24 protein-coding genes and 1 pseudogene are annotated in these 23854 nt (G+C 69.1%); 10 read left to right on the top strand and 15 right to left on the bottom strand.

Annotation, left to right across the window (positions count from 1 at the left end):
* On the top strand, positions 1-1164 hold a 1164-nt coding region (locus tag ABZ796_RS24455), incomplete at its 5' end, for a DUF222 domain-containing protein (RefSeq protein ID WP_357340492.1).
* Between the two features lie 129 nt (positions 1165-1293).
* Complete coding sequence (locus ABZ796_RS24450; RefSeq protein WP_357340491.1) at positions 1294-1692, top strand: DUF1048 domain-containing protein; 399 nt, start codon at positions 1294-1296, stop codon at positions 1690-1692.
* Here ABZ796_RS24450 and ABZ796_RS24445 read toward each other — a convergent pair.
* Genes ABZ796_RS24445 through ABZ796_RS24425 form a run of 5 tightly spaced genes read right to left on the bottom strand, consistent with a single transcriptional unit; the run spans position 1617 to position 9112 of the window.
* Positions 1617-2129 (bottom strand): GNAT family N-acetyltransferase, encoded by a 513-nt coding sequence (locus tag ABZ796_RS24445; protein ID WP_357340490.1) that lies wholly within the window; start codon positions 2127-2129, stop codon positions 1617-1619. The two genes, ABZ796_RS24450 and ABZ796_RS24445, sit on opposite strands and share 76 nt — an antisense overlap.
* Positions 2120-4093 carry a penicillin acylase family protein gene (locus tag ABZ796_RS24440; RefSeq protein WP_357340488.1) on the bottom strand — a complete coding sequence of 658 codons (1974 nt, stop codon included), beginning with the start codon at positions 4091-4093 and terminating at the stop codon, positions 2120-2122. The genes ABZ796_RS24445 and ABZ796_RS24440 overlap by 10 nt, the downstream gene beginning before the upstream one ends.
* Positions 4090-6342 carry a GNAT family N-acetyltransferase gene (locus tag ABZ796_RS24435; protein WP_357340486.1) on the bottom strand — a complete coding sequence of 751 codons (2253 nt, stop codon included), beginning with the start codon at positions 6340-6342 and terminating at the stop codon, positions 4090-4092. The genes ABZ796_RS24440 and ABZ796_RS24435 overlap by 4 nt, the downstream gene beginning before the upstream one ends.
* Positions 6339-7649 (bottom strand): SidA/IucD/PvdA family monooxygenase, encoded by a 1311-nt coding sequence (locus tag ABZ796_RS24430; RefSeq protein WP_357340484.1) that lies wholly within the window; start codon positions 7647-7649, stop codon positions 6339-6341. Before ABZ796_RS24430 ends, ABZ796_RS24435 begins: the two co-directional genes overlap by 4 nt.
* Positions 7646-9112, bottom strand: a complete 1467-nt coding sequence (locus tag ABZ796_RS24425; protein ID WP_357340483.1) for an aspartate aminotransferase family protein — start codon at positions 9110-9112, stop codon at positions 7646-7648. Before ABZ796_RS24425 ends, ABZ796_RS24430 begins: the two co-directional genes overlap by 4 nt.
* A gap of 104 nt (positions 9113-9216) precedes the next feature.
* On the opposite strand from ABZ796_RS24425, the gene ABZ796_RS24420 reads away from it, so the two are divergent.
* A complete protein-coding gene (locus tag ABZ796_RS24420; protein WP_357340481.1) occupies positions 9217-10473 on the top strand; it encodes an MFS transporter in 1257 nt (418 codons plus the stop codon).
* An 18-nt stretch (positions 10474-10491) separates the two neighbouring features.
* Here the strand turns inward: ABZ796_RS24420 and ABZ796_RS24415 are convergent, their stop codons facing one another.
* On the bottom strand, positions 10492-11094 hold the full coding sequence (locus ABZ796_RS24415; protein ID WP_357340479.1) for a DUF4232 domain-containing protein: 603 nt from the start codon (positions 11092-11094) through the stop codon (positions 10492-10494).
* On the opposite strand from ABZ796_RS24415, the gene ABZ796_RS24410 reads away from it, so the two are divergent.
* Positions 11093-11440 carry a LuxR C-terminal-related transcriptional regulator gene (locus ABZ796_RS24410; protein ID WP_357340477.1) on the top strand — a complete coding sequence of 116 codons (348 nt, stop codon included), beginning with the start codon at positions 11093-11095 and terminating at the stop codon, positions 11438-11440. The genes ABZ796_RS24415 and ABZ796_RS24410 overlap by 2 nt on opposite strands.
* A gap of 12 nt (positions 11441-11452) precedes the next feature.
* Here the strand turns inward: ABZ796_RS24410 and ABZ796_RS24405 are convergent, their stop codons facing one another.
* From ABZ796_RS24405 to ABZ796_RS24385, 5 genes and pseudogenes are all read right to left on the bottom strand, one after another.
* Complete coding sequence (locus ABZ796_RS24405; RefSeq protein WP_357340475.1) at positions 11453-12070, bottom strand: response regulator transcription factor; 618 nt, start codon at positions 12068-12070, stop codon at positions 11453-11455.
* Entirely contained in the window at positions 12067-13320 is a 1254-nt protein-coding gene (locus ABZ796_RS24400; protein ID WP_357340473.1) for a sensor histidine kinase, read from the bottom strand. The genes ABZ796_RS24405 and ABZ796_RS24400 overlap by 4 nt, the downstream gene beginning before the upstream one ends.
* The gene (locus tag ABZ796_RS24395; protein ID WP_357340471.1) at positions 13317-15404 is read right to left on the bottom strand and encodes an MMPL family transporter; all 2088 of its coding nucleotides are present in this window, start codon (positions 15402-15404) and stop codon (positions 13317-13319) included. The genes ABZ796_RS24400 and ABZ796_RS24395 overlap by 4 nt, the downstream gene beginning before the upstream one ends.
* A gap of 142 nt (positions 15405-15546) precedes the next feature.
* Positions 15547-15675: pseudogene (locus ABZ796_RS24390) on the bottom strand (universal stress protein); the annotation flags it as partial.
* Positions 15672-16061 carry a PrpF domain-containing protein gene (locus tag ABZ796_RS24385; RefSeq protein ID WP_357340469.1) on the bottom strand — a complete coding sequence of 130 codons (390 nt, stop codon included), beginning with the start codon at positions 16059-16061 and terminating at the stop codon, positions 15672-15674. The gene ABZ796_RS24385 and the pseudogene ABZ796_RS24390, both read right to left, overlap by 4 nt.
* A 197-nt stretch (positions 16062-16258) precedes the next feature.
* On the opposite strand from ABZ796_RS24385, the gene ABZ796_RS24380 reads away from it, so the two are divergent.
* Positions 16259-17176 carry a LysR family transcriptional regulator gene (locus ABZ796_RS24380; RefSeq protein ID WP_357340467.1) on the top strand — a complete coding sequence of 306 codons (918 nt, stop codon included), beginning with the start codon at positions 16259-16261 and terminating at the stop codon, positions 17174-17176.
* A gap of 13 nt (positions 17177-17189) precedes the next feature.
* On the opposite strand, the gene ABZ796_RS24375 is transcribed toward ABZ796_RS24380, so the two are convergent.
* Entirely contained in the window at positions 17190-17435 is a 246-nt protein-coding gene (locus ABZ796_RS24375; protein WP_357340466.1) for a hypothetical protein, read from the bottom strand.
* A gap of 62 nt (positions 17436-17497) precedes the next feature.
* Positions 17498-18430: a LysR family transcriptional regulator gene (locus tag ABZ796_RS24370; protein WP_357340464.1), complete on the bottom strand. Its 933-nt coding sequence runs from the start codon at positions 18428-18430 to the stop codon at positions 17498-17500.
* 75 nt (positions 18431-18505) lie between these two features.
* Between ABZ796_RS24370 and ABZ796_RS24365 the strand changes: the two genes are divergently transcribed.
* Both ABZ796_RS24365 and ABZ796_RS24360 read left to right on the top strand, forming a co-directional pair.
* Positions 18506-19735, top strand: a complete 1230-nt coding sequence (locus tag ABZ796_RS24365; RefSeq protein WP_357340462.1) for an MFS transporter — start codon at positions 18506-18508, stop codon at positions 19733-19735.
* A 38-nt stretch (positions 19736-19773) separates the two neighbouring features.
* Positions 19774-20079, top strand: a complete 306-nt coding sequence (locus ABZ796_RS24360; protein WP_357340460.1) for a hypothetical protein — start codon at positions 19774-19776, stop codon at positions 20077-20079.
* Positions 20080-20288: 209 nt separating this feature from the next.
* Here the strand turns inward: ABZ796_RS24360 and ABZ796_RS24355 are convergent, their stop codons facing one another.
* Together ABZ796_RS24355 and ABZ796_RS24350 are read right to left on the bottom strand one after the other, a co-directional pair.
* Positions 20289-20861: a hypothetical protein gene (locus ABZ796_RS24355; RefSeq protein WP_357340458.1), complete on the bottom strand. Its 573-nt coding sequence runs from the start codon at positions 20859-20861 to the stop codon at positions 20289-20291.
* 42 nt (positions 20862-20903) lie between these two features.
* Entirely contained in the window at positions 20904-21212 is a 309-nt protein-coding gene (locus ABZ796_RS24350) for a hypothetical protein (protein WP_357340456.1), read from the bottom strand.
* 1231 nt (positions 21213-22443) lie between these two features.
* Between ABZ796_RS24350 and ABZ796_RS24345 the strand changes: the two genes are divergently transcribed.
* From ABZ796_RS24345 to ABZ796_RS24335, 3 genes are read left to right on the top strand one after another with little or no spacing between them, the layout of a single operon-like run.
* Entirely contained in the window at positions 22444-22929 is a 486-nt protein-coding gene (locus tag ABZ796_RS24345; protein ID WP_357340454.1) for a TIR domain-containing protein, read from the top strand.
* Complete coding sequence (locus ABZ796_RS24340) at positions 22907-23356, top strand: HIT domain-containing protein (protein ID WP_357340452.1); 450 nt, start codon at positions 22907-22909, stop codon at positions 23354-23356. The genes ABZ796_RS24345 and ABZ796_RS24340 overlap by 23 nt, the downstream gene beginning before the upstream one ends.
* Positions 23311-23850: a hypothetical protein gene (locus ABZ796_RS24335; protein WP_357340450.1), complete on the top strand. Its 540-nt coding sequence runs from the start codon at positions 23311-23313 to the stop codon at positions 23848-23850. Before ABZ796_RS24340 ends, ABZ796_RS24335 begins: the two co-directional genes overlap by 46 nt.
* Positions 23851-23854 lie beyond the last annotated feature (4 nt).

The raw sequence follows: 23854 nt of genomic DNA, 5'->3' as shown, positions 1-23854 counted from the left end.
CGTCTGGAAGAAGTGGTCCGGGCACGCCAATTAGGGGCTGGGGTTCCTGCCCGGAGACTGGGCGAGGGGGTCGCGTCCCAGGTCGCGCTCGCGCGCCGCGTCTCGCCCGAGAAGGGCGCCAAACTGCTCGGGCTGGCGAAGGTCCTGCTCGCCGAGATGCCGCACACCTTCGCGCTGATGAAGGCCGGGCTGTTCTCCCAATGGCAGGCCACCATCTTGGCCCGGGAGACCGCCTGCCTGTCGCTGGAGGACCGTCGGGTCGTCGACCACGACCTCTGTGCCACCGGTCTCGACGGTGAGCCGGCTCGGGCGGTGTCGATGGGGCTACGGCAACTGGAGAACGCGGCCAAGAAGCTGGCCATCACGCTGGACCAGGCCTCCGTGGTCGCCCGCGCCGCCAACGCGACCAAGGACCGCCGGGTCAGCCTGCGGCCGGCCCCGGACACGATGACCTGGCTCGGTGCCCTGCTCCCGGTCAAGGACGGGGTCGCGGTCTTCGCGGCCCTGGACCAGGCCGCCAAGGCGGCCCGTGCCGCCGGTGACGGGCGGACCCGGGGCCAGGTCATGGCCGACACCCTCGTCGAGCGGGTCACCGGCCGCGAGAACGGCGGTGTGAAGCCTCGGATCGAGGTCAAGATCGTGATGAGCGCCGACGCCCTGGCCAACACCGGCGACCAGCCCGCCATGGTCGAGGGCTACGGCCCGGTTCCCGCCGAATGGGCCCGCGACGCACTCACCGACGCCGAGGTGTTCGTCCGGCGCCTGTTCACCGACCCGACCGGACAACTGGTCGCGATGGAATCCCGCTCCAGGAAGGCACCCGACGGGCTGGCCGAGTTCATCACGACCCGCGACGGCGGCACCTGTCGGACCAGCGGCTGTGACGCTCCGATCCGCAACATCGACCACATCGAACGTCACGCTGATGGCGGCGAGACCAGCGCGGCGAACCTGCAAGGGCTGTGCGAGAGATGTAATCAGGCGAAAGAGGCACTCGGCTGGCGGGCAAGACCCGGACCCGACGGCAGCATCATCACCACCACACCCACCGGGCACACCTACACCAGCCCACCACCCGAGGCTTGGAAACCGGACCCGCCACCCCTGTCACCAGCCGAGATCCGGCTGCGCAACGTACTGCTCAACCACACCCTCGCAGCCTGAGGACCGCGACCGGCGGAAACTTTCTTGGGGTCGGTGCTTGACCTTGACGCTACGTCAGGCCTGCACGCTTCTTCCACAGCCCCAAACCCGGGGCACCCAGAAACACCAGCACGAAGAAGGAGCACCACCATGAACAACCTCCTCAGCCGCCTGATCGGGGACAAGAAGGACTGGAAGCGCATGGAAGCCCGCGCCGCCGAACTGCCGGCCGACTACCGCACCGTCTACGCCGAGATGAAGAACTACCTGTGGCGCTTCACCACCGGTGACGGCAAGGACATCCTCGACCTGTTCGAGACCGAAGCCGCCAACGCACGCCCCGTCCTCGAGGTCACCGGACCCGACCTGGACACCTTCTGCAACACCCGACTCCCCGAGCAGCACGACGCCTACCGCCCCAAGCTCCGGGCCAACCTCAACGAGGTCGCCCAGAAGCTAGAAGCTTGCGTGAGTCAGGGCAGGTCGAGGAAGGCGTACTGGGCGACCTTGTGCGGAAGCTCAACGACAGGACCGCGTTTGAAACCGTAGTCGTAGAGCCGGGTGAGGGAGGCCTCATTGGTGGCGTCGGGCTCGACGATTACGCGACGGGCGCCGGCCTTGACGATGACCTCCTCGATGAAGAAGTCGAGGACGGTCTCGGTCCGGCCCTTGCGGGCCGGGGTGTCGGCCAGGAAGAGGTGGGCGCCGATGTCGCCGGGGCGGCGGTCGTAGAAGGTGCCGAGCTCGTCGACCTCGGGGTCCCAGGTCTGAAAGAGCGCGACCGGCTCGCCGTCGACCTCGACGATGTACGCCGCCAGATGGGGTTGCTCCTGGAGCCACGTGTAGATCTCCTCGATCTCCTCGCGCGGCTTCTCGACCATGCCCCAGAACCGGGCGCGGTCGTCGTGCAGCCAGCCGTCCAGCAGGTCGAGGTCGGCCGAAGGATCCAGGTCGCGGATGGTCAGGGCCGGGCTTGTCAGGGGCATGTCTTCTCCTCGGTGAGCAGGGACCAGTCGGTGACGACGCGTACCGCGCCTCCGGCGGCCCAGGCGTCGTGCTGGTCGGTGTGGTGGGGACTGTCGGGGTTGCCGCCGGCACCCAGCGGTACGACCCATAGGCTGTTGTCGCGGTCGGCGAGGTCCCACGCGTACCGGGCCACCGAGCCCCGGACGGTCACGGTCGAACCCGGGATCCAGGCGTTGCAGCGGACCGTGTCGGTGTCGCCGGGCAGCGGGGTGGCAGGGGCGGTACGGGTGTGCGGGAGGTCGAACTGCTCCAGCGCGTGCAGCGGCCAGAAGCGATGGTTCTGCGGCCAGGCGACCGGATCGTGCACCGCGCGTGCCGCGTCGGCGACCAGCTCGCGCAGGTCCAGCCCGAACGGTTTCTCGGCGGCCAGGATGACGTGCAGCGCGCCGGCCACCCGGGCGGGCAGGCTGAACCACGGCTCGTAGAGCGGCCCGTGCTCCGACGGCTCACGCAGCGGCGCGAGCACCGGTGCCGCACAGATCCGGTCGACAACCTCGGCCCGCAGCGCGGCGTACCAGGCAGCGCCCGAGGAGCCGTCCATCGCTCCGTCCCAGTCGTCCAGAGCCTGCGGCCACACATCGGCCGGGACCAGCGCGAGCAGCGGATCCCCGGCGGTCTGGGTGGTGTCGGCGAGCACCGCCACCGCCCGCTCGGCGTCGAGGGGCTCGGCGTCGTCGAGAAGCTGTCCGATCCGGTCGGCTCGGAACGGCGGTGCGAAACCGGTCGCGAGGACATCGAACTCCGGCGTGCACCGGTCGTTGGCGGTCACCAGGACACCATCCGGAGAGGTCGTACGCCGCGGGAGCGGGTCGACCCAACCGGTCCACTCCCCCGCCTCGTCGCGCCGCGGCACCCGGCCGCCGACGGTGTGGACGACCTTGCCCGTCGCGTCGGCGATCACCCAGTTGTTGACCGGCTCGACCCAGTGCTCCACCGCGGCCTCGACGTCGGCGACGGAACGCGCCCGCAGCAGCGGCAGCAGGGCCCCGAAACCGAGGTCACCGAGCTCGTGGCCGGGCGTACGCAGCGCCTGGCCCCACCCGTCCTCCGGATCGTCGAGGACCACCGGCCCACGCTCCGTCTCGAGCACCTCGACCGAGACCGGCTCCTCGCCGCGGACCAGCACCGTCTCCACGCTCCGCCGCACGACGTCACCGCCCGGGCGCAGGTCGACCCGGTAGAGATCCTGGTAGTCGCCCATCGCGTTGGTGATCCCCCAGGCGACCGCCCCGGCGTGTGCGAAGTGCTGCACGCCGGGCACACCGGGGAAGGTCATCCCGACCACGTCGAAGGTGTCCTCGGGGTCGGTGCAGGCCAGCCGCACCTGGAGGTAGACGTTGGGCGCCTCGAAGACGCGGTGCGGGTCACCGGCCACGAGCGGCAGACCGGAGACCGTGCGGCCGCCGCCGACGGCGTACGCGTTGGAGCCGCCTGACAGACCCTCGGTGCGGAACAGCGCAGCCTCCGGGCCGAGCACCCGCGCCGCCCTCGCACCGAAGAGCTTCGAGGGAAACGAGCCGAAGTGGATCTGCTGCACCCAAAAGGCTGCCAGCGGCGTCCACGGCTGCCAGGTCCCGGGAGCCGGACCGAGCCCGTCCGGCCCGTCGAGCTCGACGCAGGAGGTCTCCGCGAGCCCGGCACGGACTCCCTCGACGTACGCCGTCAGGAACCCCTGCGTCTCCTCGTCGAGCCTCGCAAAGGCAGAACGCGCCACCGCTGCGATCCGGGCGCGGCGGGCGAAGATGTCCCACTCCAGCCCGGCCGGGCCGAGCAGCTCGGCGGTGCGGCCCTCGCCGCGCAGCCGTTCGATCTCGAGCTGCCAGGCGCGGTCCCGTGCGGTGGCCCGGCCCTGCAGCCGGGCCACCTCGGGCAGCGAGGCAGCCCGCACGTGCGGGACGCCCCACTCGTCTCGAAACAAGGTCATGCGACCGGATTAGCCAACGTGCCGGCGAAGATGAGCGACTCGGCCTGGTCGGTGATGTCGACCATCTGCAAGGTGTTGCGCAGCTGGAGCCGGTTCAGGCACGAGTGCCGGAAGCGCGGGCGCAGCAGATCGTAGTGCGCGACCGCGTCGGCCAGCTCGGGGTGATCGGCAGCGTGGTCGACGATGCACGCTCGGGCCTCGGCCCAGAACTCGTTCTCCGGTAGCACCCCCTCATCATCGAGGATGGCCGCGACATAGCGCAGCACCCCGTCGAAGATGTCGGTGTGCACGGCCAGCGCCTTGACGTCGTCGGGGACCGAGTGGCGGATCCGGGCGACGTCCTCGGGCAGCGGCAGGTCACCCATCACCGCCACCTCCTCGCCGATGTCCTTCATGAACATCCGCACCGGCACGTGGTCGCGCAGCACCATCACCAGGTTCTCACCGTGCGGCATGAAGACCAGCTCGTACGCCAGCAGGCAGTGCACCAGCGGCCGCAGGTAGGCGTCGAGGTAGCGGCGCACCCACTCCCGGGCCGGCAGCCCGGAGGCGCGGACCAGCTCGGCGGCGTACGAGGCACCGGCGGCGTCGCGGTGGAGGAGCGCCGCCATCGTCGCGCAGCGCTCGCCCTCGGCGAGCCGCGGCACCGGCGACTCGCGCCACAGCGCGGCGATCATCTTCCGGTAGGGCGACGTGCTCGGCAGGGCGTGGAAGACGTCGCCGGTCCAGCCGATCGAGGCGAGCTCGCGCAGCACCCCGAAGCCGCGCTCCTTCAGCTCCGCGTCGCCCTCCACCAGGTCGGCGACCCAGTCGTTGATGACCGGGGTCGCCGCCATGTAGGCCGGCGAGAGGCCCCGCATGAAGCCCATGTTCTGGATCGACAGCGCGGTCTTGACGTAGTGCCGCTCCGGCCTCGAGGTGTTGAAGTACGTCCGGATCGACTGCTGCGGCCGGTGGACGTCCTCGCCCTCGCCGACCAGCACGATCCGGCGCGCGGCGACGTCGGTGGCGAAGGTGACCGCCAGCTTGTGGCGCCACTGCCAGGGATGGACCGGCAGGTAGCGGAACTCGTCCGGATCGAGTCCCAGCCCGCGCAGCTTCGCCGCGAACCGGGCCAGGGTCGCCTCGCCGAGCTCGGCGGCATACAGACGCGACTCGTCCTCGCCGCGGCCCAGGGCCAGGTGGGACTGGTCCCGGGAGACGGCGACCCACACCAGGCTCAGGTCGTTGCTCGTCTCCGGCGCCCAGCGGGCGTGGTCGTCGATGTCGAAACCGATCCGGCCGTTGTTGGCGACGAAGGCCGGGTGGCCCTCGCTCATCGCGCCCTCGACGCTCTGATGGTCGGCATCGACCAGGTCGGTGGCGGTCAGCGTCTGGTGCTCGAGCTTCCAGCAGGCCGAGGCGATGGTGGCCGCCAGCTCCTCCAGGTAGGTCGGCAGCAGCTTGTCCGGGATCCCGAGGTCGGGCGCGAACTCGGCGACGAACGCCTGCGCGTCGACCTCGGCCTCGGCACCGTCGGTCCGACGGACGATCGAGGCCGGGTCCACCACCCAGTGCTCGAGCTGGAAGCGGCGGGCGGTGAAGGCGTAGGTCGAGGACGGCCCCTGCAGCTCCCAGCCCATGTCGGTCGCCACGGGCGCGATCATCCGCTCGTGGCTGAACTCCGCGATCGCCTTGGCGACCAGGTGCCGGTGCGCGACGCGGAGGTTCTCCGGGCGCAGGTGGGCGGCTGCGTACATCTCCCGGGTGCAGACCGAGAGCATCGCGGTCTTCTCCCCGAGGCTGATCTCGCCCAGCTCGACGAAGCCCGCCTCGGTGTTCTTGCGCCGGATCGCCTCGTTGCGTACGTCCGGCTCGACCACCACCCGACGCACCCCCGGGTCCGCGAAGCAGTGCCGCATCACCGCCCGGAAGATCCGGGTCGTGTAGCCGGAGACGGGCTCGCCGGAGGTCGGCGCGACCAGGACGTGCATCCCGAGGTCGCCGGCCGCCAGGTCGGGCACGTGGGTGATGCCGGCGAGCTCGCTGCGCGCGGGGTCGTAGGTCTCGACCAGGAACGCGGGCGCGCCGTCGACGCGACCGAGCCAGGCGTGGTGGTGCGGGTGCTCGGCGATGCGCGCGTACTCCGCGGCGACGTCCTCCAACGTCGCGTCCAGCATCATCCAGTACTCCGAGCGCGGGTGGGTCACCCAGGAGTGGACGGTGCCGAGGTGGGCCTCGATCTCGAGCGGTTCGATCGTGATCCTCATCGGTTCTCCTCCGTGGACTGGCCGGGCTGGATCTTGAAACGGTCGGGGACGCCGAACTCCTGGAAGGCGACCCGCTTCTCGACCGGGTACGGCTCCCGGCCGAGGACGGCGGCGAGGATCACCGAGCTGCGGTAGGCGCCCATGCCGAGGTCGGGAGCGACGAAGCCGTGGGTGTGCTCCTCGCCGTTCTGCACCCAGATCTCGCGGTCGGCAGTGTCGACCGAGAAGGTCGAGCTGGCGGCGTAGCGCCCCTGCTCGTCGAGACGGAGCCGGTCCCGGACGGGCTCGAGGAAGGACGGGATGCCGGCGCGGTAGCCGGTGGCCAGGACCAGGGCCTCGGTCGCCATCTCGTAGTCCTCCTCCTGCTCCACGTGGTGGAGCGCGAGGTGGTAGCCGTCCTCGATGCGGGTCACCCCGCGCACCTCGGTGTTGGTCAGCAGCGTGGTCTCGGCCGCCTCGGTGACCGACCGGGTGTAGAGCGCCTCGTGGATCGCGTCGATCGTGTCGCCCGAGATGCCCTTGTAGAGGCTCTGCTGCGCCTTCAGCAGCCGGTCGCGCTTCTCGGCGGGCAGCGCCTGGAAGTAGGCGGAATACTCCGGGGAGGTCAGCTCGAGGGTCAGCTTGGTGTACTCCATCGAGAAGAACCGCGGGCTGCGGGTCAGCCAGGCCAGCTGGTAGTCGTGGTCGGGCTGCGCGGTCAGCAGGTCGAGGTACACCTCGGCCGCCGACTGGCCGCTACCCACCACGGTGATGCTGCGCCGGGTCACGAGCTCGTCGCGGCGAGCCAGGTACTCCGAGCTGTGCAGCGCCGGCCCCTCCGCCGCCACGGCATCGGCCGCGCACTCAGGGACCCGCGGGGTCGTCCCGGTCCCGAGCACCAGCCGCCTGGTCCGATGAGCTTGGCCGGATGCGGTGGTGACGACGTACGTCTCCCCGTCGTGCTCCACGGAGGTGACCTGCTGCCCGAAGCGGACGGAGTCGAGCCGTTCGGCGACCCACTGGCAGTACTGGTTGTACTCGCGCCGGTGGGGCAGGAAGTTCTCCCGGATGTAGAACGGGTAGATCCGACCGGTCTGCTTGAGGAAGTTGAGGAAGCTGAACCGGGAGGTCGGGTCGGCCATCGTCACCAGGTCGGCGAGGAACGGCACCTGCAGGGTCGCCTCATCGAGCATCATCCCGGGGTGCCAGTCGAACCGGTCGCGGCCCTCGAGGAACAGACAGTCGAGCTCGTCGATCGGGTCGGCGAGGGCGGCCAGGCCCAGATTGAACGGGCCGAGCCCGATGCCGATCAGGTCATATGTCGTCATCGGACGACCTCCGGGACGGCCCGGCCCGAGGAAAGGCCCAGCGTACGGACCTGCTCGATGATGTCGAGCACGTCGGTGACGGTGGCCTTCGGGTTGAGCAGGGTGAGCTTGAGGAACTGCCGGCCGTCGACCTTGGTCGCGGCGATGACACCGCGGCCGCCCCTCCACATCTCGGCGCGGATGCGGCGGTTGAGGTCGCCGAGGGCGTCTTCGTCCAGTCCGGTCTCGTCCAGGTGCGGGTCGACGTAGCGGAAGACGACCGTGGAGAGCTGGGAGGGCGTGACGACCTCGATGTCGGGCTGCACGCTGAGGATGTCGTAGACCTCGCGCGCCAGATCGATCACGGTCTCGAGGTAGGCGCCGATCTGGTCGGGGCCCATCGTGCGCAGCGTCAGCCACAGCTTGAGTGCGTCGAAGCGGCGCGTGGTCTGCAGCGACTTGTCGACCTGGTTGGGGTTCTCCGACTCCCGCGGGTTGAGGTAGTCGGCATACCAGGAGGCGTGCTGCATGGTCGCCAGATCGCGGACCAGCAGGGCGCTGGAGGAGACCGGCTGGAACCAGGTCTTGTGGTAGTCGATGGTGATCGAGTTCGACCGCTCGATCCCGTCGAGCAGGTGACGGTACTTCGGCGAGGCGAGCAGCCCGCCGCCGTACGCCGCGTCGACGTGGAACCAGACGTTGAAGTCCTGGCAGGCGTCGGCGATGGCGTGCAGCGGGTCGATGACGCCGAAGTCGGTGGTGCCGGCGGTGGCCACGACCGCGGCCGGGACGAGACCGTCGACGACGCACTCGTCGAGCGCCTCGCGCAGCGCGACGACGTCCATCCGGTGCTCGTCGTCGGTCGGGATCGCGATCGCGGCCGCGTCGCCCATGCCGAGCAGCCGAGCGGACTTGGCGATGGAGAAGTGGCTGTCCGCCGAGGTGAGGAAGCGCAGCCGGTCCAGCGGTACGCCGCGGCGCTCCGCCTCACCACGGGCCAGGAGCAGCGCCTGCAGGTTGGACTGGCTGCCGCCGCTGGTGAAGATGCCGTCGCGGGTCGCCTCCGGGTAGCCGGCGCGCGCCGCGGTCCAGTCGATGAGACGACGCTCCATGAACGTACCGCCCACCGACTGGTCGAAGGTGTCCATCGAGGTGTTGACGGCCGCGATGAGCAGCTCTCCCACGAGGGAGGGGATCACGACCGGGCAGTTCAGGTGCGCGGCGTAGGAGGGGTCGTGGAACCAGACCGCGTCCTCGAGCCACAGCTTGCTGACCTCGGCCAGCGCGGCGGCGCCGTCGGCGAGGGGGTTGTCCAGGTCGACCTCGGCGACCGGTTCGGCGGCCGCCTCGGGTGAGATCCCGGTGGTGGGACCCTCGAGGGTGGCGAGCTGGTCGACGAGCAGCCGGATTGCTTCGGTGATGCCGCTGGTGTACTCACGAGCATTGTCGGGGTGGAACAGATGCTCCAAGTGCGGTGCGCTCACTGGTCTCCTTCGACACGGGGGGATTAGGTTAGGCGAACCTAAGTGAGGCTACCCTAAACGCGTCCCCGCCAGACAGGTGGGCCAGAGAGAGGACGATCACACCCGTGCCGCACTCCCCCACCCAGGCCCGTCGCGTGCTCGCCGGCTTTGCCTTCGCCTCCCTCGGCAACGGCCTCACCCTGCCGTTCCTCTACGTCTACATGGCCCAGGTGCAGGACCTCGGGTCGTCGACCGCGGGCTGGATGTTCGCCTGGATGGGGGTCGTCGGTCTGGCTGCCGCTCCCGGGGTCGGAGCGCTCCTCGACCGCTTCGGACCACGCCCGGTCCTGCTGGCCGCGCTCTTCGTGGAGTCGGCTTCGATCGGGTCGCTCGGCTTCGTCGACGGGACCGTGCCGACGATGGCGGTGCTCGCCGGCGTGGTCGTGGGCGCCTCTCCCCTGTGGCCCGGCACGACGACCCTGCTGGCCGGGATGGTTCCGGCCGAGGACCGCGAGCGGGCCTACGGCTTCGCCTTCCTGGGGCTCAACGCGGGCATCGGCGTGGGTGGCCTGGTCAGCGCGTTCCTCATCGACGTGGACCGTCCCGAGACGTTCCAGGTGCTCTACCTGTGCGACGCCGTCGCCTATCTCGTCTACGCCGCGGTGCTGGCGTTCCTGGTCCGCTCCCCCGCCCGCCCCACGGAGGACGACCCTGACAGCGCGACCGCCGGGTCCTGGGGCGAGGTGCTGCGCGACCGGCGGGCGGTGGCCCTGGTCGCGTGCGGCGTGCTCGCGGTGACCTTCGGCTACGGCCAGCTCGAGGCCGGCGCGACCGCCTACGCCGTCGACGTGGCCGGGGTGCCGGCAACCGCCCTGGGCTGGGCCTTCGCCGCCAACGCCGCCGTGATCGTCTGCGGGCAGGTGATCCTGCTGCGGCTCACCTCGAGGTGGCGGCGCACGACCGCGCTGGCCTGCGCCGTGCTGACCTGGTCGCTCGCGTGGAGCGTGCTGGCGGTCGCCGACCTGATGCCCGTCGCCGGCGCGGTCGCCGCCGTCGTGATCGGCCTCGCCGTCTTCGGTCTCGGCGAGACGCTGTGGGCGCCGATCGTGACCGGCCTGGCGAACACCATCGCCCCCGACCATCTGCGGGGCCGCTACAACGCCTCGCTCGGTCTCACCCTGACCCTCGGCCAGATCCTCGGCCCCGCCCTGGCCGGCTCCCTGATCGGCAGCGGCCACGGCCATCTGTGGGCGTTCGTCGTGATCGGTGGCACCCTCACCGCGGGCCTGGTGCTGACGCGGCTCCGGTTCCTGCTCACCGCGGCGCAGGACCGTGCCCCGGAGGCCGAAGCCTCCGGGGAACCGGTCGCCGAGAGGATCTGATCAGCCGGATCTGACGGGTCAGTCCGAGAACGGGACCGCCTTCGCGGGGTCGGTGTGCCAGTTGGTCCCGATCGGCTGGTCGACCTCGGCGGTGCTCGGCAGCTTCAGGGACACCGGGTCCATGTCGCCCTCGTGCGCGGAGACGATGATCTCCTCGAACTGCACGCCGCCCTCCTGCGGTCCGCTGTGCGGGTTCACCCCGGCGTACGCCTTGGTGGAGCCGGTCATCGTGATCGGCTCGGCGACCGCCTGCTCGCTCGGCTTCACGTCGCCGGAGACCGCCGAGCCGAAGCCGGCCTCGATCGTCGCGCCCTCGAGGGTGCAGGTCACGCCGGGCCTGGCGCTCGCGGTGACCAGGTAGTAGCCACCCGCCTGGGACTCCTCGGTGACCGTGAAGGAGAGGTCGCCGGTCGCACAGGCGCCGCCGGCGCTCCCGGACTCGGTCGGCGTCGAGGTCGGCTCGGCCGTGGTCGTCGGGGTCTCGGTCTCCACCGACGTGCTGGGGCTGCTCTGTGCACCTCCCTCGTCGGTGGTCTCGGAGGAGCAGGCGGAGGCGGCGAGCGCGAGGGCAGCGGTGGCGACGACGAGTGGCGCGACACGGCGCCGGGTGCTGGTAGGCATGGACTCTCTATACATCCCGGGCCGTTTACTTTACGTATCCCAGCCGCCCGCGCGTCGCGACGACGACGATCGTCGCGCCGATCCCCGCGGCGAGCAGCACGGCGAGCTGGAACCGGTCCGCGGCGGGGCAGGGCGAAGTCGCGCCAGCGAGGTCCTTACCACCCGAGAGCTCGACATCCTCCTCCACCTCGCCGAGGGCATGTCCAACGAGGAGATCGCCCAGGCGCTCGTCCTCGAGGTGTCCACGGTCAAGTCCCACCTGGCCCGGATGATGCCCAAGCTCGGCGTCAAGTCCCGTCTGCAGGCCGCCGTGTGGGCCTACCAGTCGGGGCTCATCGAGCACTGAGGCCCGGGCAGGTCAGATCAGGCCGGTCTCCTGCGCGACGTGGATGGCGCGGGAGCGGCTGTCGACGTCGAGCTTGGTGAAGATGTGCGCGAGGTGGCTCTTCACGGTGGCCTCGGTGACGAAGAGGGTGCGCGCGATCTCCTTGTTGGTCGCGCCCCGGGCGAGGTGCCGCAGCACCTCGATCTCCCGATCCGTGAGTCGTGGCAGCGGGCTGCGCATGCCCCTGAGTACCCGGCCGGCCAGGTCGGGAGCGAGGACCATGTCGCCGGCGGCGGCGCGGTGGATGCCCTGGACGATGACCTCGGGATCGACGTCCTTGAGGAGGTAGCCGGCGGCACCCGCCTCGATCGCACCGAGCACCTCGGCGTCGCGGTCGAAGGTGGTCAGGATCAGCACGGCCGGCGCCGGATCGAGGGCGCGGAGCGCGACGGTGGTCCGGATACCGTCGATCCCGCTCCCCAGGCGCAGGTCGCACAGCACGACGTCGGGACGGAGGTGACCGGCGAGGATGATCGCCTCTTCGCCGGTGGCGGCCTCCCCGACGACCTGCAGGGCGTCCCCCGCCTCGATCACGGCGCGCAGCCCGCTGCGTACGACCGGGTGGTCGTCGACGAGGAGCACCGTGGTCATCGTGCCTTCCCTTCAAGGTGGATCGGGAGATGCGCGGAGACCGCGGTGCCTTCACCCGGCGTGCTCTCGACATCGAGACCACCACCGAGCTCGCGCAGACGAGCCCGCATGAAACGCAGGCCGTAGCTGGACGACCCGGCATCGGCGTCCTGTTCCCAGGCGGCGACATCGAACCCGGTGCCATCGTCGCTGATGTCCAGGCGCACCGAGTCACCGTCGTCGATCAGCGTGACGACGACCCGGGTCGCTCCGGCGTGGAGACGTACGTTGGCGAGGGCCGACTGCGCGGTGCGCAGCAGCGCGACCTCGATCTCGGTCCGCAGCAGCGGGAGCGTGTCGTCGACATGGAGCTCGACGAGCAGCCCGGCCTCCTCGTGGGTGCGGTCGAGCATGCGCCGAAGGGCCGAGGCGAGGGCGGCGTCCTCGAGCTCGGCCGGCGCCAGGGCCTCGACGATCCGGCGTACGTCCGCGAGGCTGTCGCCGGCCAGCGCCTCGACCTGCGCGAACGTGCGCGACGCCTCCGGGTCCGTGGTGCGGTTGCCGCCGGCGTGGGTGAGGAGCCGGATCGAGGACAGCGCCTGCGCGACGGTGTCGTGGATGTCTCGCGAGATCCGGGTGCGTTCGGCGATCGCCCCGGAGTGGCGCTGGGCGAGCAGGAGCTCGTCCTGCAGCTCCGCCATCTCCTGCTGGGCGCTCTGCAACGAGGTCACGAGCCGTTCCCGCTCGGCGGCGTCCCGGAGGAGCTGCAGGTATCCACGGGAGATGCCGAACGCGAAGACGCCGCCGATGAGCGGTCCGAAGACGTCGGCGTAGCTGGTCGTGCCACGGTGCAGGATCGGGGCGAGGACCACCACCACGAGGATCGCCGACGAGAAGACCAGGCCCCAGCGCAGCGGCAGCAGGTGGCCCGCGAGCAGCCACAGCAGGAACGCGAGCCAGACGAACTCGTCCGAGACGGCGACGGCGGCGACCCAGATCACGGCGAAGCCGAGCAGCCACCACACCGGGAGACGGCGCGAGGCCGTCCTGGACGAGAGGATCGTCCCGGCCGTGTGCCACGCGAGGATCGCCAGTCCCGAGACGACCGCGGCTGGAGGCGCCACCCCATCGCCGACCGCTCTGCTGACGCCGATCGCCGTCAGCACGACGGCGATGACGTGCTGCCCGATCTCCATCGCCCGTACCGTCGAGGCGGCCGCGGTCGGATGCGGCGCGCCGGACCGCCTCAGCGGCACGTGAACGACACTCATGTGCTCGATTCTCCTCCGGCCCGCTGCAGTCGTCCCGGCCACCAGATGCGGTCGCCCACCAGAGCGAAGATCGCCGGCACGATCACGGTACGCACCACCAGGGTGTCCACGAGCACGCCCACACCGACGATCAGGCCGAGCTGCCCCAGAGTGACCAGCGGGAGCACGCCGAGCGCGGCGAAGACCGCGGCGAGGACGATGCCGGCGCTGGTGATCACACCTCCGGTGTGGGCGACCGCCTCGACCACGCCGGCCCGGGTGCCGAGCCGCGCCGCGTCCGCGCGCGCCCGGTGGACCAGGAAGATCGTGTAGTCGATCCCCAGCGCGACCAGGAACAGAAAGGCCAGGATCGGCACCTGCTGGTCGAGCGCATCCTGGTCGAACAGGACGCGGCTCAGCCAGCCCCCGGCGCCGATCGCGGCGACCGCGCTGACGAGATTCACCAGGAGCAGCAGTCCGGGCGCGACCAGCGAACGCAGCAGTACGAGGAGCACGAGGAAGCTCACCGCGAGCACCAGCGGCGCGATCAGCAGCAGATCCTTCTCGCTCCCCTCGGTGGCATCCAGGTCGGTCGCGACCGCGCCACCGACGAGCGCGTCCGCGCCCGCGATCGGGTGGACGGCCTCGCGCAGGTCGGTGATCTGGTCCAGGCTCCGCTCGGTGCCGGGCGAGTAGTCGCTGGTCACCATGATCTTCGTCAAGGACCCGTCGTCGGTGACTCCGGCCGGCTGAGCACGCACCACGCCGTCCACCCCGCCCGCGACCGTGGCCACCTCGGCGGCGGCCGCACTGTCGGTGACGATGTAGATCGGCTGGGCCTCGCCCGGCGGGAAGTGCGCCGAGAGCGTCTCGAGACCGGCTGCGGACTCGGACTGCACCCGGAACTTCTCGATCTGGTCGAGCCCGACCGAGGTGCCGAACAGTCCCGCGGCCATCACCGCGAGCAGCACGAGCCCGCCCAGCAGGCTCGCCCCCGGACGCTTCACCACCCGCGCCGCGACCGCGCGCCAGACCCGGCCCTGCTCACGTGACTCACCCGGGCGCGGGACGAACGGCCAGAACAGACGCCGCCCGCACACCGCCAGGGCCGGCGGCAGCACGAACAGCACAGCGACGAGGGCGATCAGCAGGCCGATCGCCGCGGGTACCCCCAGCCCACGGGTCATCGGGATCACGGCCAGGACCAGCGTCAGCAGCGCGAGCACCACCGTCAGGTTGGAGGCGAGGATCGCGAGAGCCGTCTTCCGCCAGGCCTTGCTCAGCGCCAGACGGTCGTCCTCGGTCCGCTGCAGCTCCTCCCGGTATCGCGAGATCAGCAGGAGCGCGTAGTTGGTCCCCGCGCCGAAGACGAGGACGCTGACGACACCGGCGTCGAACCCGAAGTCCCACAGCGCTCCCGCGGCCGCGGTGACCCGCCCGGCCAGCGCGTCGGCGAGGGCGACCACGATCAGCGGGACCAGCCACAGCAGGGGCGAGCGGTAGGCGATGATCAGCAGAACCGCCACAATCAGGATCGTCACCAGCAGCAGCGTGACGTCCGCGCCGTCGAAGGCCGCAGCCGCGTCGGCCCCGAACGCCGGCCCGCCCGTCACCTCCAGCACCAGCCCATCGGGAGCCCGTGCCGCGACATCGGCTCGCAGGGTCTTGATCACCTCCAACGTCTCGGCGTTGTCGGCGCCGACCGTGACCGGCACAGTGAGAGCCGCGGCCCTCCCGTCCTCGCTGACCATCGGACCGGCGGAGCCGGGCGCGGTCTGCGCACCGACCTGGCCACCGAGCCGCTCGAGCCCGTCGCGATCGCCGCGGGAGAGGACACTGTCGTCCTCGCGGGAGGCGACGACGAGCACCGACTGCTGATCCGCGCCGGGGAACTCCGCCAGCAGCTCGCCCACCCGCGTCGACTCCGAGCCCGCCGGCGCCTGCCCGGTCTGCGCCGGGGCCTCCGCACCAGCGAAGGCCCCGAAGAGCATCCCCATCACGACCAACGCGAGCCCGAGCGTCGCCCAGGCGCCACGGCGAGAGGTCAGCCTGTCGGAGAGATGCGGACGAGCACCCGACCGCGTACGAACCAGAGAATCTGCCATGCCACCAACTCCACCAGTCGCGGCCCGGCGGATCATCGCGAACAAGGCTGAGGCAGGAATCAGCCAAATGGCTGATGCGGCGGAGCCGGGGCGATCTGATCCACGATCCCCCGGCTCGCCGTTCACCGCTGCGCGCCTGCGCTCAGGACGCGGCCACCGGTGGCTTGACCGCGAGCACGGGGCAGGTGGCGTCGAGCAGGATCCGCTGGGCGGTGCTGCCGAAGACCAGCTTGCCGACCGGCGTACGAGCGCGGAGACCGAGGACGATCAGGCGGGGTCGGTGTTGGTGTTGAGGACCCGGACCGCCGTCTCCGGCGTCCCGGTCCGCACCCATCCCTCGCGAATCGCGAACAAGGCGACCACCGCGGAGCAGTTGCCGCAGTTGCTCCCCCAGTCGACCTTGGCCTCCTCGATGCCGACCTGGGCGAAGGTGTACTCCACATCCACGTCTGCCGCCTCCGAGGGGGCGAGGATGACCGCCTTGCTCGTGGTGGACGTGCCACCACCCACGCCGTCGACCTGACGGTGGTCAGGGCTGCCGTAGATCCGCAGCAGCACCTCGTCGACGGACAGATCCGGGACCTGCAGGTCGTCGCGACGGAAGACCCAGCACTTGCTGGTGCCACCCCGCATCCATGTCGCGGCGATCTCGCGCATATTGCCTCCTGGGCCGAGTCGTCCGGGCGTTCCGGACGCACACAGCCTGGAGCCAGGTGACGTGTAGCACAATCGCGGATCTGAACATGAGCATGAAGTAGAACTACATACTCGAACGACACCTGCGTGTCGATCCACACGCCTCCGACGACTGAAGCAGTGCTGCATGCCCCTTCATGGCCATGTAGAAGAACTTCATGCAGACTGGCGTCGTGCTCGACATCAAACGGCTGCAGATCCTGTTGGCGATCGTGGAGGAAGGATCGGTGACCAGCGCGGCCACGGCGCTGGGTTGCACACCCTCCGCGATCTCACAACAGCTGCTGAGGCTCGAGCGCGAGGCCGGCCAGCCGCTCCTGGACCGTCATGCCCGGGGCATGACCCCGACCGACGCGGGCCTCGTGCTCGCCACCCACGCACGCAAGGTCCTGCGCCAGCTGGCGGCCGCGGAGTCCGACCTCGCCGACATCGCCGGCGTACGCCGCGGCAGCGTCACCCTGGGGACCTTCCCCACCATCGGCAGCTCGTTCCTGCCCCTGGCGGTCCGCCGCTACCGCGAGCTCTACCCCAACATCGCGCTGACCATCCACAGCGGCCGCGAGGACGACCTGGTGCGCATGCTGGAGGAAGGCAAGGTCGCCATGTCGCTCCTGTGGGACTACGCCTGGGAGCGGGTCGTCAACGACGAGCTGGTGCTGACCGAGCTCTTCACCGACCCCACCGTGCTCCTCGTCGGCGCCACCCACCGCCTGGCCCGGCGGCGTACGGTACGGATGGCCGACCTCGCCGAGGAGCCCTGGATCATCCGCGCGGGTGGACACCCGGTCGTCGAGGTCCTGCAGCGGAGCGCCGTCGCCGCGGGCTTCAACCCGACCATCGCGTTCCAGGCCAACGACTACCAAGAGGCCCAGGCCATGGTCAGCGTCGGCCTGGGCATCGCCCTCGCACCGCGCACGGCAACCGTCAACCAGCATCCCGACGTACGCGTCATCTCCCTCGGCGACACCGCTCCCCCACGGCGCATCCTCGTCGCCCACCGCGCCGGCCGGGTCCGCAGCGCCGCCGACCTGGCCCTGCACGACGTGCTCGTCGAGACCGCGTCCACCTACTCCTGAGGGCTAGCGAGGATCAGGCCTGGTCGCCCTCCCAGACGAGCGGCTCACGGATCCGGAGCTGCGCGGTGAAACCGACGCGGCGTACGGGGTCGAACTCGGTCTCGGTCCCGGGGTCGTCGGTGTGGACCCGGTCGGGGCCACCGGAGTGGCTGACCGAGGCCTCGGGAAGGGGAACGTCGTGGTGGAGGACCTCGATGGTCCCGTCGAAGTAGCCCCGCGGCGAGGCATCCTGTCGTCCGCCGATGTTCCGACCTGCCATGGGTTTCATGATGGCACTGTGCGATCCGGTGCCGCACCGATTTCACCGAGGAATCGGGAGGTTCACCCCGCCAGGGGACGCAGACCGATCTCGGTCAGCCGCCGACCGCGGCGACGGAGCAGGTCCTGGAAGGCGGCGGCGAGCGTCGAGGGCTTGCGGTCGAGCCAGCAGGCACCGATGTGACGTACGGCCTCGGGGTCGGTCAGCGGCACCTCGACACAGCCCGCGGCACCGTGCGGGTCACGGGGTGCCAGGCTGACACCGAGACCGGCGGAGACCAGCCCCCGGAGCGTGGCGAGGTCGTCGCCCTCGAACCCGATGGTGGGCGTGACGCCGCTGGCCAGGGCCAGACCCTCGAGCAGCGTACGCATCCCATAACCGCGCTTCATGCAGATGAACGTCTCCGCACCGGCCTCCTCGAAGCTCACCCGGGCACGTGTCGACAGGCGGTGGCCGGTCGGTACCACCAGAACCAGGGGCTCGGTGTGCAGCCGCCACTGGCGCATGCCGGAGCCCCCTTCGAGCGGCGAGATCAGCGCGACCTCGGCGGTGCCGTCGTTGACCGCCTCCAGGCACCGCGGACGCGAGGTCTGGATCAGGTCGACGGATGTGCCGGGATGCTCCTGGAGGAACGCCTTGACCAGCGCCGGCACGACCCGCTCGCCGAGGGTGCTCTGGAACGCGAGGGCGATCCGCCCACGGGCACCTGACTCCTGGGCCTGGACCGCCTCGATGCCCGCCGTGGCCGCCGCGACCGCGGCGGCGGCATGCGGGGCCAGCGCCTCTCCCGCCCGAGTGAGCCGCAGACCTCGCCCATGCCGCTCGACCACGTCGACGCCGAGCTCGCGACCGAGGCGCGCGAGCATGCGGCTCACCGTCGGCTGCGGCATCTGCAGCAGGTCGGCGGCAGCGAGCGTCTGCCCCGTCTCGGCCAGAGCGGCGAGGGCCGGGAGCATCGGCAGGACGTTTCGTGCGGTGGCATCCACATCCGACATTTTATACATATCAGCATTCTTCAAGCAGCACCAATGCATTGGACGCACGGTCCCTGACTTCTTAGCGTGACGAGGGTGAGCGAACAGGCAGCGACCGACCCGGGACATCGACGCGTGCTGATCGCTCTCGTCGCGATCGGGATGACGACGTTCGTCCAGCTCTACTACCCCCAGGCACTGATCCCCGCACTCAGCCGCGACTTCGAGGTCGATGCCTCCCAAGCGGCCCTGACCGTCTCCGGGGCCACGATCGGGCTCGCCGTCGCCGCGCTCGGCTGGTCGTGGGTCGCCGACCGGATCGGCCAGGCGCGGGCGATGACGATCGCCATCGTCGCCTCGGCCGCGATCGGGCTGGCGCTCCCCTTCGTGACCTCGTTCCCCCTCCTCATCATCCTTCGCACAGCACAGGGCATCGCCCTCGGCGGCACCCCGGCACTCGCACTCGCCTACCTGAACGAGCAGGTCGGCCGGCGCGAGGCCATGGCCGCAGGCGCGACGTACATCTCCGGCACAGTCCTCGGCGGCCTGGTCGGACGGCTGATCGCCGCGCCGATCGCCGACGTGAGCGAGTGGCGCGTGGCGGCTCTCGTGGCGGGGGTCGTCAGCGCGCTGGGCGCTGTCGTCGCAGTCACCACCCTCCCCCACGAGCGCCCCGGCCCCAGGACCACGCGGCCCCGGCCCGCCGGCGTACGGGCCGGGATGGTCGCCAACCTCACCAACCCCGGCCAGCTGGCGCTCTACGCGCAGGGGTTCTTCCTGATGGGCGCGCAGGTGGCGGTCTTCAACTACCTCGGCTACCGGCTCGAGCTGGAGCCGTTCGACCTGCCGCCGGCACTGACCGCGGTGATATTCCTGGCGGGGCTCTCCGGGGCGGTGTCGGCCCGGCTGGCGGCAACGCTCGCCGGCCGTTTCGGCCGCAGACGCGTACTCCTGGCCTCGTCGCTGACCATGGTCGCCGGAGCTGCGCTGACGATCCCCGACCGGCTGGCCTCGGTCCTGATCGGCCTGCTGCTCTTCGCCACGGCCTACTTCGCCGCGCACTCGATCGCGTCGGGTTGGGTGGGCCCGATGGCGACCAGCGGCGTCGCGCAGGCCACCTCGCTCTACACGCTGTTCTACTACGCCGGCTCCAGCCTCTTCGGCTGGCTCGGCGGCCTCGCCTTCACGACCGGCTGGACCGGCACCGCGAGCATGGTCATCGCGATCGTCCTGATCGCCTTCGCCGCCGCCCGAACACTCCTGCCACCCACCGACGACGAGGCCAGGACGCAGACCCCGACGAAGACGTACGCAGCCCCTCGCTGATCCGCGCACCAACCTCGGCGAGCCGATATCTTGGTTCTGTGACTTGGGCAGACACGTACACGTTCGACGGCGACTTCGTCGATGTGCGGAGGGCTGCAGAGGCACAACGGTTTACGGAGGAGCTTGCCCTCGAGGTGTCGCCTGGCCACTCGTTGCATGGCCGGGTGTGGACCGTGATCGCGAGAGCGCTCCCCCAGGACGAGGTCGTCGCCGTGTCGGGGGACGATGTTGTTCTCGTGCATCTGACGTGGTCACGCCGGCCCGAGCGGTCGCCCTGGCCGGAGACGGTGCAGGTTCGGACTGCGGCGGAGTTCGAGGGCGTCGTCGAGGGCCGCTACGACTAGCAACCTGTCGACCAGCGGATGAGCGCGGCGGATGCGAATCCGTGCCTTCCGAGCTGGTGACGGTGAGTCGAGCTGACGGCACGTCGATAGTGGAGAGTGAGCGCTTGGTCTACGGACTGGGCGCTCTTCATCATTTGCGCGGCACGTAGGGGGACCGGCCGCCAGGCCGCCCGCCCACGGAGGCCGCCTTGAGTCAGTAGAGAAAGTTCTCACGCGATCGGCGCGACCGCACGTGACCGCCGGGCCCGGACCAGGTGCTCCAGGGCGAGGCCAGCTCCGAACGCTGAGGCGACGACTGGGAACGCGGCGAACATTCGGATACCGGCCGCTAACGCCGCTTGGTATGTTGCCTCGTCGATGACCTGAAGGTCGCCGTGGTTGTTGAGCGTGTATGTATCTGTGACGGCGTCGTAATGAGGTTGGCCGCTTGTCAGGTCACCGAGACCGGATAGCGCCGCAACGACACCGAAGAGTGCACACGCTAGGAGCGCTCCCACGATCGGTAGCGGCGTGCTGAGAATCCACCATTTGGCGCCGACGCTCGCCGACTGGGCCGCGACAAGCAGCCAGATAGCCCACCCCCACATCAAGAAGCCCAGCATGAATGGGCCAACGAACAGGGTCTCGTCCCCGGGGGTGCTCGGTCCGAGGAAGGTGCGTAGGTCGATCAGCACCGCCGCAACCAGGTTGAGAGTTGCCAGGCAGACAACGACACTCGAGGTGAACCTCGCGTAAGGCGATGCCAGAAATCGACGGGCGGTGTCAGGTTTCAGGCGCGTCATTGACGGCCCTTCTGTTCTGGGCTGAGGACAAGGGCACGACATTCATCGGAGCACCATGCCAACCAGTTCCATGACGATCCGCACACATCCCGCCAGACCCGAGGCGAGAACCATTGCGGCTATCGCACCGAAGAACACAGCGCCGAAGGTCTGATTCAGCTTCTCGCCCGCTTTCAGCTCCTGCCACTCCAGGCGTCGCCACTCGAACTGGACGGGCCACCTCGAGTGGACCTCTTTGTCAAACAGTCGTCGGTTGTACTGGACGATCCAGCGCCACCACATCAGTGCCAACCAGGCAAGCAGGGCGCCGAATGCCAGCATGGCTCCGGCACCCAAGATGAGCGCGACCACTAGACCCCAGTCCCTCCGACGAAATGTTCGCGCCAAAGTTAGCCGAAGGCAGACCGCGTCGTCAGGGCTTCGGCGCACACGGCGGCAGGCCCAGAGTCCGAGGGCAAGAAGGGTGACGACTGGATCTTTGATGCACCCAAAGGTGGTCCGCTGAGTGAGGCGAACTGGAAGCGGTCTGTGGGCTGGGCTGAGGCTGTGAAGACGATCAGTCGCCCGACGCTCCCTCTACGGCCACCTTATCGATGACAACCTCTGGGACTCAGCCAAGAGGCTCGGGGGCATCCTGGGGCATCTGAGCCCGACGAGGACGCCGGAGAGGAGCAGGACGGTGACGAAACAGGGTCCTGACCTTGCGAAACAAGGTGGTGGACGCAGAGGGACTCGAACCCCCGACATCCTCCTTGTAAGTCAGATGCCGGAAGCGGTCCCCTACTCCCCCACCCTTACGCCCACTGACTTTTCGTCATGGTTGTTCATGGCTCTTCGGGGCCGTTTCGAGTGCTCTGGGGACACCACGGGGGCATCGCTGGGAGTCTGCATCGCGGGGGCGGAGCGTCACCCATTCCGGCACCTGGCCCCCTTGGCGGGGGTTCGGGGGCTTGCCCCTGACGTACAAGAGCCTACGCCCGGTCGACTCGTCGAGGGCTGGAGAGCGTACGCCGCTACGGCTGCCCCCGCCCTCGTCATCGGCGAAAGAACCCTGTCGTCGACATGGCTGAATCCGGGCTACTGCGTGTGTCGCAGGACGAGGTACACGATGAGTCCCGCGACGGTGATGAGGATGAGGCCGGTGCCGATGGTGCCGGCGACGATGAGCAGGAGCACGTCCATGGTTGGAACGGTAGTGGCTCGGTGGGGTCGAGGTTGCGGTATCGGCTGATCGGGTCGGGCAGCTTGTCCGGTTGGAGAGTGAGCGCTTGGTCTACGGACTGGGCGCTCTTCTTCATTTGCGCGGCACGTAGGGGGACCGGCCGCCAGGCCGCACGCCCCCGGAGGCCGCGCTCGCGGCCGGAGGCCGCCTTGAGTCAGTAGAGAAAGTTCTCACGAAGCGGCGAGTGACTAGCGGCACTTCCGCGCAATGATCGAGGTACAATCTGGTGCTTGGCGCCGTACCCAGTCTTGGGTAGACGTCGCTCTCGAGCGACGATCTCGGCAAATGTAGCAGCTCAAGACAATACGCTTCCGGCCAGACGGAATCGTCTTGATTCTACAGAAAGCGAGGATCTCGCAAATGGCTAAGTCAGCGTTCTTCAGTTTTCACTACGACCGTGACGCTTGGCGCGTTCAACAGGTTATGCAGATGGGAAAGCTAGAAGAGCAGGAGATCCTGAGCCCTCAAAAGTGGGAACAGGTCAAGCGCCAGGGCGACCAGGCGATCAAGAACTGGATCGCGGATCAGATGAAGTACAAGAGTGCTGTGGTCGTACTCGTAGGTGCGCAGACAGCTGGACGGCGCTGGGTAAAGCACGAGATCGCTTATGCATGGGATAACAAGAAGCCGCTCGTGGGCGTGCGGATCAATGGACTCTCCGATCGTAACGGGAACACCGACCTCAAGGGCGCGAACCCTTTCAACGAGGTTAACCTTAAGGGAGGAGGTACGGTCGGGGAGTACGTGTCACTCCACTCTCCGGGCGGCTCGACAAGCCAGCAGGTCTACGCCAATATCAAAGCGAACCTCTCCGACTGGGTAGATGGTGCCTACAAACGATCCTGAGTGCCCGTTCTGTGAAATCGTCCAGCGGGAGGACCCTGACGTCCGCGAGGTATACCGCGACGAGAGTGTTGTTGCTTTCTTTCCCACGGAGCCAGCTGTGCTAGGTCATACGCTCATTGTCCCGCGGGCACATGTTCCAGACATCTGGAATCTCCATGCCGACCTCGCAGCAGAGATTGGACGAGTAACCGTTCGTATTTCGGCGGCGGTCAGGCGCGCTGTTGAGCCGGAGGGCCTGAATGTGATCCAGTCCAACGGAAAAGCTGCCACGCAGACCGTGATGCACCTGCACGTCCATATCCTGCCGCGGTGGGAGCATGACGGAATCGGCCGTATCTGGCCGCCGGAGACGCACTACTCAGAGGGGCAAAAGGATGAGGCGTGGGAGCGGATACGCGCGCAGTGCCGCGAGATCGCAGGGACTTAATGCCTGAACCAGAAGAGTCGTTAATTTCTGCGCCGAGCGATGAGGATCGGCGACAGCATCTCGCGTTTATCCAGGCCGTAGTAACGCGCATGTCGGCCGCGTCCTCGGCCGCCAAAGGTTGGCTGCTGCCGGTGGTGACGGCAACCTACGGTTATGCCCTTACCAAACAATCTGGCACAGTTGCACTTTTGGGCATCGCCGGAGTTGTTCTCTTCGCTTTCCTCGATGCTAACTACTTACGTCAAGAGAAGTTGTATCGCGATCTGTACGTTACGGTGGCCAACCGAAAACGTCCTGTCTCGCCGTTCAGTCTGAATCCCGCAGAGGCTAACGATCCGCCACCATCAGATGCTCCTGAGCCCAAAAAATGGATCGCGGCTGCACGGAAGTGGATGCCTGAGATGGACGTGTGGAAGTCTTGGTCAATCGCCCCGTTCTACGGTGCTCTCGTGCTGATCGGCCTGCTTATCGCCGTTAGAGCCTGCTGCCGATAGTCTT

Origin of the sequence: Nocardioides sp. NPDC047086, from assembly GCF_040643685.1 — a bacterium.
In the GTDB taxonomy this organism is placed as follows: domain Bacteria; phylum Actinomycetota; class Actinomycetes; order Propionibacteriales; family Nocardioidaceae; genus Nocardioides.
This window is presented reverse-complemented; position numbering and strand designations above follow the sequence as displayed.

Bases quoted from the DNA above. Each gene is read 5' to 3' on its own strand.
- ABZ796_RS24355 (WP_357340458.1), bottom strand. From the start codon at position 20,861: ATGACGCGCCTGAAACCTGACACCGCCCGTCGATTTCTGGCATCGCCT.
- ABZ796_RS24440 (WP_357340488.1), bottom strand. From the start codon at position 4,093: ATGACCTTGTTTCGAGACGAGTGGGGCGTCCCGCACGTGCGGGCTGCC.
- ABZ796_RS24415 (WP_357340479.1), bottom strand. From the start codon at position 11,094: ATGCCTACCAGCACCCGGCGCCGTGTCGCGCCACTCGTCGTCGCCACC.
- ABZ796_RS24340 (WP_357340452.1), top strand. From the start codon at position 22,907: ATGGTGCCTACAAACGATCCTGAGTGCCCGTTCTGTGAAATCGTCCAG.
- ABZ796_RS24395 (WP_357340471.1), bottom strand. From the start codon at position 15,404: ATGGCAGATTCTCTGGTTCGTACGCGGTCGGGTGCTCGTCCGCATCTC.
- ABZ796_RS24410 (WP_357340477.1), top strand. From the start codon at position 11,093: ATGGACTCTCTATACATCCCGGGCCGTTTACTTTACGTATCCCAGCCG.
- ABZ796_RS24370 (WP_357340464.1), bottom strand. From the start codon at position 18,430: ATGTCGGATGTGGATGCCACCGCACGAAACGTCCTGCCGATGCTCCCG.
- ABZ796_RS24445 (WP_357340490.1), bottom strand. From the start codon at position 2,129: ATGCCCCTGACAAGCCCGGCCCTGACCATCCGCGACCTGGATCCTTCG.
- ABZ796_RS24345 (WP_357340454.1), top strand. From the start codon at position 22,444: ATGGCTAAGTCAGCGTTCTTCAGTTTTCACTACGACCGTGACGCTTGG.
- ABZ796_RS24430 (WP_357340484.1), bottom strand. From the start codon at position 7,649: ATGACGACATATGACCTGATCGGCATCGGGCTCGGCCCGTTCAATCTG.
- ABZ796_RS24375 (WP_357340466.1), bottom strand. From the start codon at position 17,435: ATGGCAGGTCGGAACATCGGCGGACGACAGGATGCCTCGCCGCGGGGC.
- ABZ796_RS24385 (WP_357340469.1), bottom strand. From the start codon at position 16,061: ATGCGCGAGATCGCCGCGACATGGATGCGGGGTGGCACCAGCAAGTGC.
- ABZ796_RS24405 (WP_357340475.1), bottom strand. From the start codon at position 12,070: ATGACCACGGTGCTCCTCGTCGACGACCACCCGGTCGTACGCAGCGGG.
- ABZ796_RS24380 (WP_357340467.1), top strand. From the start codon at position 16,259: ATGCAGACTGGCGTCGTGCTCGACATCAAACGGCTGCAGATCCTGTTG.
- ABZ796_RS24450 (WP_357340491.1), top strand. From the start codon at position 1,294: ATGAACAACCTCCTCAGCCGCCTGATCGGGGACAAGAAGGACTGGAAG.
- ABZ796_RS24400 (WP_357340473.1), bottom strand. From the start codon at position 13,320: ATGAGTGTCGTTCACGTGCCGCTGAGGCGGTCCGGCGCGCCGCATCCG.
- ABZ796_RS24435 (WP_357340486.1), bottom strand. From the start codon at position 6,342: ATGAGGATCACGATCGAACCGCTCGAGATCGAGGCCCACCTCGGCACC.